At 69.8% G+C, this 7,068-nt stretch carries 5 protein-coding genes and 2 pseudogenes; 4 read left to right on the top strand and 3 right to left on the bottom strand.

Going from position 1 to position 7,068, the window contains the following annotated elements; all coding sequences use genetic code 11:
• The 4 genes from VHS75_RS10140 to VHS75_RS10125 form a co-directional block, all read left to right on the top strand.
• Positions 1-2,305 (top strand): helicase-related protein (locus VHS75_RS10140; protein WP_329638496.1); only part of this gene is annotated, 2,305 nt, incomplete at its 5' end.
• The gene (locus VHS75_RS10135; protein WP_329638495.1) at positions 2,302-2,598 is read left to right on the top strand and encodes an RNA-binding S4 domain-containing protein; all 297 of its coding nucleotides are present in this window, start codon (positions 2,302-2,304) and stop codon (positions 2,596-2,598) included. The genes VHS75_RS10140 and VHS75_RS10135, both read left to right, overlap by 4 nt.
• An 89-nt stretch (positions 2,599-2,687) precedes the next feature.
• On the top strand, positions 2,688-3,029 hold the full coding sequence (fdxA, locus tag VHS75_RS10130; protein ID WP_329638494.1) for a ferredoxin FdxA: 342 nt from the start codon (positions 2,688-2,690) through the stop codon (positions 3,027-3,029).
• A gap of 322 nt (positions 3,030-3,351) precedes the next feature.
• A complete protein-coding gene (locus VHS75_RS10125; RefSeq protein ID WP_329638493.1) occupies positions 3,352-3,861 on the top strand; it encodes a CarD family transcriptional regulator in 510 nt (169 codons plus the stop codon).
• Between the two features lie 40 nt (positions 3,862-3,901).
• Here VHS75_RS10125 and VHS75_RS23080 read toward each other — a convergent pair.
• The 3 genes and pseudogenes from VHS75_RS23080 to VHS75_RS10115 form a co-directional block, all read right to left on the bottom strand.
• A pseudogene (locus VHS75_RS23080) lies at positions 3,902-4,009 on the bottom strand (PEPxxWA-CTERM sorting domain-containing protein); the annotation flags it as partial.
• Positions 4,010-5,065 (bottom strand): annotated as a pseudogene (locus VHS75_RS10120) (TIGR03118 family protein); the annotation flags it as partial.
• Between the two features lie 137 nt (positions 5,066-5,202).
• The gene (locus tag VHS75_RS10115) at positions 5,203-7,035 is read right to left on the bottom strand and encodes a hypothetical protein (protein ID WP_329638491.1); all 1,833 of its coding nucleotides are present in this window, start codon (positions 7,033-7,035) and stop codon (positions 5,203-5,205) included.
• Positions 7,036-7,068 lie beyond the last annotated feature (33 nt).

Here is a 7,068-nt window from a genome sequence, read left to right as displayed (position 1 = left end):
CTCCTGCACGGTCGAGGCCATGCCATTGGACCGCCACGCCGAGTTCGTCGCGGTCGATGAGATCCAGCTGTGCGCCGACGCCGACCGCGGCCACGTCTTCACGGATCGCCTGCTGCATGCCCGCGGCATGGTCGAGACCATGTTCCTCGGCGCCGAGACCATCGCCCCGCTGATCCGCCGCCTCGTCCCCACCGCCCAGATCGAAACCCGCCCAAGACTGTCGCAACTGTCCTACGCCGGCCCCGCCAAACTGGTCCGCCTGCCGCCCCGCACCGCCGTCGTCGCCTTCAGCGCGGCCGAGATCTACGCCCTCGCCGAACTCATCCGCCGCCGCAAAGGCGGTTGCGCCGTCGTCATGGGCCGCCTGTCCCCCAGGACCCGCAATGCCCAGGTCGCCCTCTACCAGGAACGCGCGGTCGACTTCCTGGTCGCCACCGACGCCATCGGCATGGGCCTGAACATGGACGTCGACCATGTGGCCTTCGCCGGCCTGCGGAAGTTCGACGGCCGGCGCACGCGGTTCCTCTATCCACAGGAGGTCGGACAGATCGCCGGACGCGCCGGGCGCTATCAGCGCGACGGGACCTTCGGCGTCACCGGCGAGGCCGACGACATGGACGAGGACCTCGTCCGCGCCGTCGAGGAGCATCACTTCGAGCCGGTCACCGGGGCGGAATGGCGCAACTCCAAACTCGATTTCGCCACCCTGCCCAACCTGCTCAAGTCGCTGGCCAAGACCCCGGACCGCGAGGGCCTGAAGCTGTCGGCCGAGGCGCTGGACGAGATCATCCTGCGCAAGCTGGTCCAGGACCCCGACGTCCTCGACCGCGCCCGCGGTCGAGCCGCCATCGAACAGCTCTGGGAATGCTGCCAGACGCCGGACTTCCGCAAGGTGGCCGCCGAGGAACACATGGGTCTGGCGAAGGAGTTCTTCCTGCACCTGACCACTGGCCGCCGGCGGATCCCCGAGGACTGGATCGCCAGGCAGTACGCCCACCTCGATCGCACCGACGGCGAGATCGACACCCTGGCCGCGCGGCTCTCCAGCGTCCGGACGCTGGCCTATGTGGCCAACCGTCCCGACTGGCTGGCCGACCCGGCGGGCTGGCAGGGCCAGATGCGCCAGCTGGAAGACCGGCTCTCCGACACTCTGCACGAAAAGCTGATGGCCCGGTTCGTCGACCGGCGGACCAGCGCCCTGATGCGGGGCCTGCGCGTCCGCGAGGACATGCTGGCCGGGGTCGCGGCCGATGGCGCCGTGACCGTCGAGGGCCATTTCGTCGGGCGCCTGACCGGGGTGCGGTTCGAACCGGCGCAGGGCTCCTCGGTGCTGGAAGAAAAGGCGCTCAGGGCCGCGGCCACTCATGCGGTGGGACCGGAGATCGCGCGACGTCTCGGCAAGCTGGCGGCCGAACTGGACGAAGCCTTCGCGCTCTCGCCGGACGGGACGGTGCTATGGCGCGGCGAGGCTGCGGGCGTGTTGAGCGGCGGCGAGCCCTTCCGCCCACAGGTGCGCCTTCTGGGCGAGCTCGGCCACGACGCAGCGCGCCAGCGCGCGGCTCATCGGCTGGAAGCCTTCGTGGTCGGTGAGGCCGGACGCCGGCTCTCGGCGTTGAAGAAACTGGAGGCCGCCGTGGCCGACGGGCGGATCAAGGGCCTGGCGCGAGGCCTCGCCTACCGGCTGATCGAGGCGGGCGGCGTCTTGGACCGCGCCGGGGTGCGCGCCGAGGTACGCGAGCTCAGCCAGGTGGAGCGGCGGATGCTGCGCGGCCTTGGCGTCCGGCTGGGCGCCTTCTCGGTCTTCATGCCCTCGCTGTTGCGGCCCGAGGCGCGGGTCCTGACCCAAGCGCTGGCGGCGCGCGACGTGCCCGGCTGGCGGCCGGCGAGCGACACCTTGAGCCGCCTGCCCGCTCAGACGCCCTCGGCGCGCGCGCTGGCCGCCTTTGGCCTGCGCGCCGTCCGCGGCCTGGCCGTCCCGGTCGAGCAGCTGGAGCGGCTGGACGAGTTGCTCCGCGCCGGCGCCAAGCAGAATGGCGGCGTGGTCCTCTCCGATCAGGCCCGCGACGAGCTGGGCTGGCGCGATGACGAGGCGCGCACGATCCTCAAGGGCCTGGGCTTCGCGGCGGTGAAACGCCCGGGCGAGGCCGCGACCTGGCGCCGCCGCGGCGATCGCGAGTTCGCCGTCGAACACCGGCCGATCCACGCCCCCAACTCGCCCTTCGCCGCCCTGGCCGCCCTCCAGGGCGAACCCGCGCCCGTGCGCCGGCCGCGCCGCCGCCGTCGCGTGGTCCAGGGCCGGCCATGAGCGAGCCCGTGCTCCAGGAAGCGACGCGCGCCGACGTCTGGCTGTGGCGCGCCCGCTTCTTCAAGACCCGCACGCTGGCCGCGACCTTCATCGACGAGGGCCGCATCCGCCTGACCCGCGGCGGACACGAAAGCCGCATCGACAAGCCCGCCCGTCCGCTCAAGGTCGGCGACGCCCTGGTCTTCGCCCTGGGCGGCAAGCTGATCGCCGTGAAGGTGGAAGCGCTCGGCGAACGCCGCGGCCCGCCCAAGGAAGCACGGGGTCTCTATTCGCCTTTGGAGATTTCTTCGTAGGGCCAGCCCGGCCGCGGCATTGACAACCGCGGGCGCCGCCGCGAAAAACCCGCGCCTGCTTCAGAGCACTCGGAGGCCCCTCGCCCGCCATGACCTACATCGTGATGGATCCCTGCATCAAATGTAAGTTCATGGACTGCGTGGAGGTGTGCCCGGTCGACTGCTTCTACGAGGGCGAGAATTTCCTGGCGATCAATCCGGACGAATGCATCGACTGCGGCGTCTGCGAGCCGGAATGCCCCGTCGACGCCATCAAGCCGGACACCGAGGACGACCCCGACGGCAAGTGGCTGCGGATCAACTCGGACTATTCGAAGGTCTGGCCGAACATCACGGTAAAGGGCGAGGCGCCCGCCGACGCCGAAACCTTCGAGCGCGAGACCGGCAAGCTTGAGAAATACTTCTCCGAGAAGCCGGGCCGCGGCTCCTAAAGCTCGCCGTCAGACCGCCGCTGGATGGCGGGCCCTCCGGGGCAACCCTTTCATTCCGCTTCATTTTATGTTATCGTTATGAACGACGTGGCGCTCAGGCCCTCTGCCTTTGCCCGTCGGCCGCGAAGAAACGCCGATCCGGCGCAGTCCAATGAGGGATAGCTCCGGCTCCAGGCGAAGGGTGTCTTAAGAGGTCTACTTCCGCTTCCAACCGATAACGCCGCCGCGATCTGCTTCGCGGACAGGGTGGCTTATTCGCTGGGCGCATGTGCGTCACAGGTCCGCGCAGGCCGGGCCCCAGGAATTTGAGAGGACTATCTCCATGAGCAAGAACGGTATGGATTTCTCGATCGGCGATCACGTCGTCTATCCGGCCCACGGCGTGGGTCAGGTGCAGGGGATCGAAGTTCAGGAAGTCGCCGGTCTGAAGCTCGAAGTCTATGTGATCACCTTCGACCACGAAAAGATGACGCTGCGGGTGCCGACCGCCAAGGCGCGCACCGCGGGCCTGCGGGCCCTGGCCGAAACCAATGTCGTGACCCAGGCGCTGACGACCCTGAAGGGCCGCGCGCGGGTGAAGCGCACCATGTGGAGCCGCCGCGCCCAGGAATACGAAGCCAAGATCAACTCCGGCGACCTGATCTCAATCGCCGAGGTGGTCCGCGACCTGCACCGCGCTGAGAACCAACCGGAACAGTCCTACTCGGAACGCCAGCTCTATGAGAGCGCGCTGGACCGCATGGCCCGCGAAGTCGCCGCCATCGAGCGCATCGACCGCGACGCGGCGATCGGCATCCTCAACAAGTCCCTGATCAAGGCCGTCGCCGCCTAAGACGCAGGATGCTCCCCCTCAAGGGGAGCATCCGGACGCCTTATGCCATAGCGGGCGTGAGCCTGCGGCGTCGCATGACCGCCCCGGCGAGGCCGAAGCCCAGGATCATCATCGCCCAGGATTCCGGCTCGGGTACGGCTGTGATCGAGCCGAACAGGCCATGCCCTTCGTCCCCGATTCCGGCGACGAAGTAGAGCGTGTTGCTGTCGCCGGCGCCCGCGCCGTTGCCGAACTCGAGCCCCCATAGCCCAGGCAGGAGTATGGGCGAGCCGTCTTCGCTCAGCTTGCCGAGGAACTGTCCCGTCGTCGGGTCATAAGCCGAGATGTACGCCTCGTCGTGCGAGTCATCGTTGAAATTGCCGATCAGGACGTCGTTGCTGAAGCTCCCGAAGTCGGACGGGGCGATGGCGATGCCCCACGGCGAGGACAATCCGCCGCCGTCCGCGAAACGTTGCACGAAGGTCCCGTCGAGATTGAATTCGCTCACGAACCCCGAACCCAGGGGCTGGTTGTCCGCGGGCGGACCGGGAACCGCGTAGGTGACCCAGACGTGGCCGTCGAGGGTCTGGACGTTGAAGGGGGCTAGGCCGCCGGGATTGGCGCCGGGGTCCGTGAAGCTGCCGGTCAGCGAGACCTTGCTGTAGCTCTGATTGAAGACGTCGATCTGGCCGCTGATGCCGTTCGCGGCATAGAGGTAGTTCGCGCCGCCCGTGCTCCCCACCGCAAGGCCGGTGTAGACGGCGATGTTCCCACCCGTCCGTCCCGGCACGACGACCTGCGCGCTGGCGCTCGAGCCGTCCCAGCTTGAAATCGAGCCGTCGAGGTTGGCGATTGCAAATTGGGCGCCGCCGCCGGCGGCGGGCGAGAAGCCCAGGCCGCCCGTATAGACGAGGCCGGTCGGTCCGGCCGGGCCGCCGCCGCCGTTCTGCGGCGTGACCACGGGAGCGGACTGGATCGTCCCGGCGCCGCTGTAGACGCTGGCCGCTCCCGATCCGAAGGCGTTGGCCACCACCCATGGCCCGGTGGGCGAATGGTCGAAGCCCCAGGGGTTGATGAGGTTCGGATCGACCGTCGCCGCCGGCCCATAGCCGAGCGTCGAGAGCACCGATTGGTCGTCGGTTACCAGCGGCGTGACCTGGTATCCCTGCGCGGCGGCGTGGGTCGCGAGCCCCAGGAGGCAGGCGGTCGTCAAGGCGGGCAGCATCTTACGCATTTCGATCTCCCTACGAAGGCGCGCACCGCCGCTCACGGAAGGCGGGACGGCGCCGCTCAGATCGGGGAGCTAGGCCGAAAGCGGCGCGGGCTGCGCGTCAAACCCGCCGTCAATGCGCCGCTGACGCCTTATTGACGGGAGTCGCCGCAACGCCAGGGCAGCGCCGGATCGCGGCAGATGTCCGGCCAATGGCCAGTCTCTTCCCAATAGCCCCACAAGCCCTGGCGGCGCGCGATTTCCGGGAAGCGCGGACTGAGGAGAAGGCTGCGTGTCGCCGGCTCGAACAGCACGCTGGTGTCCAGCAGACGGCGTTGCGCGAGCGCCAAAGCCGCCTCGGTGCGCCCGAGGCCCGCCAGGGCCTCGACCGTGCGGGCGGCCTCCCGAGGCTGCAACTCGTCGCCGGCTTCCAACTGGCGGAGCAACGCCGCGGCCTCTGGCCCGTGCGGATGCTCAATGGCGTAGGTCTCCCGGACCAATTGCGCCTGGCGCGCTGGTTCGAGGCAGCCCGGAACCTCGGCCGCCCGCGCGATCGCGTCCCGTGCAGCCGCCGGATCGCTATGCAGGAGGATCGCCACCCGTTCGCAGGACAGTCCCGGATCGCGGCCCCGGCGCGCCTCCGCATCATCGAGCAGGGTCAGCGCGGCGCGGGGCTGGCCGTCGCGCGCCAGCAAGGCCGAAACCGTGACGATCTTGACCGGCGAAGTCGGGTCTCTCGCCATCGCACGGCGCGCGAACACCACCGCCTCCTCGTTGCGGCCCACGGCGTTCAGGACGTGTGAGATAAAGTTCGGAAGTGACGGATGGTCCGGCTCCGCCGCCAGACCACGCAGATAGAGACGCTCGGCGTTGGCGAACTCGCGCCTGTCCAGCGCCAGCCGGCCCAGCGCGAGATAAGCCTCCCCGGTGGTCGGGTCGAGCGCCAGGGCGCGCCTGGCTTCGGCCTCGGCTTCTCGGCGTGCGGCCGGTCGGAGGTCAGGAGGCAGGGCGTCCGCGTTGACCGCCAGGTCGGTGGCGAGAATCCCGTGCGCATAAGCGTCACGCGGAGCCGCGGCGATGAACCGGCGGGCGGCCACGGCGAGGTCTTCCGGACTGCTATCGGGGGCGCCGGAATAGATCTTCCCGCATGCGTCCATCATCAACGCCGTCACGTCGTCGGGCCGACGCACGCCGCGAGGCCCCCGCACCGCGCAGCTGATGACGAAGCTGGTCCAGTTCGCGAGCCTGTCGGCCGCGGGCGCTGCGCCGTCCCGCGCTTCCAGGCGTTTCGACCAGAGCAGCACGCCGGCCGGCGTCTGGACACGAACCGTCAGGGCGGTCGGTCGGGAGCTGCTCAGCACTTCCCCGCTGACGATCCATTCGGCCCCTGAACGCCGCGCGCGAGCCAGGCTGCCGGAGTCCATCACGTGAACCGCGAGCCGCCCGGTCGGCACTCCGGCGTTCATTGAGGTCACGATCCGGTCGGCGACGCTGCGCAGTCCGACGTCGGCGGGTGTCACCGACCACGGCAGGATCGCCACGACCCGCACGCCAGCCGGCGTGGCGGGGCGGCGGCCCAAAACCCACGCCGCCGCGCCGGCAAGCACCAGAACCGTCACGAGCGCGGTTGCGGCGAGACCCCAGCGGCCGACCCGCGAGCGTCCGGGCCCGCCCCGCTCGGAAGCCGCCGAAGCCGAGGGCAAGCCGTTCGGATGATGGTCGGCGAGCCATCGATCGAAAACCGGATCGATGTGGTCGAGGTCGTGAAGCGCCCCGAGCTTGGCCGGATGGACAGCGACGCCCGTCGCCAGGCAGACCTGCTCACCCTCGACCGCCACGAGGCCCGGAAGCTCGGCGCGAAGCTCGAACAGGCATTGCCGCAAGCTCGCCCGCGCCTGATCCCGACCGCGGTCGCTCCACAGCAGGGCGATCAGCTCGCCCCGCGTCGCCGCGTGAGCGGACTTGCTGGCCAGGTAGGCGATCATCGCCCGCGCCTTGCGCGCCCGCGGCGTGGCCTC

The sequence above is a fragment of the Phenylobacterium sp. genome (assembly GCF_036264965.1).
In the GTDB taxonomy this organism is placed as follows: domain Bacteria; phylum Pseudomonadota; class Alphaproteobacteria; order Caulobacterales; family Caulobacteraceae; genus Phenylobacterium.
This window is presented reverse-complemented; position numbering and strand designations above follow the sequence as displayed.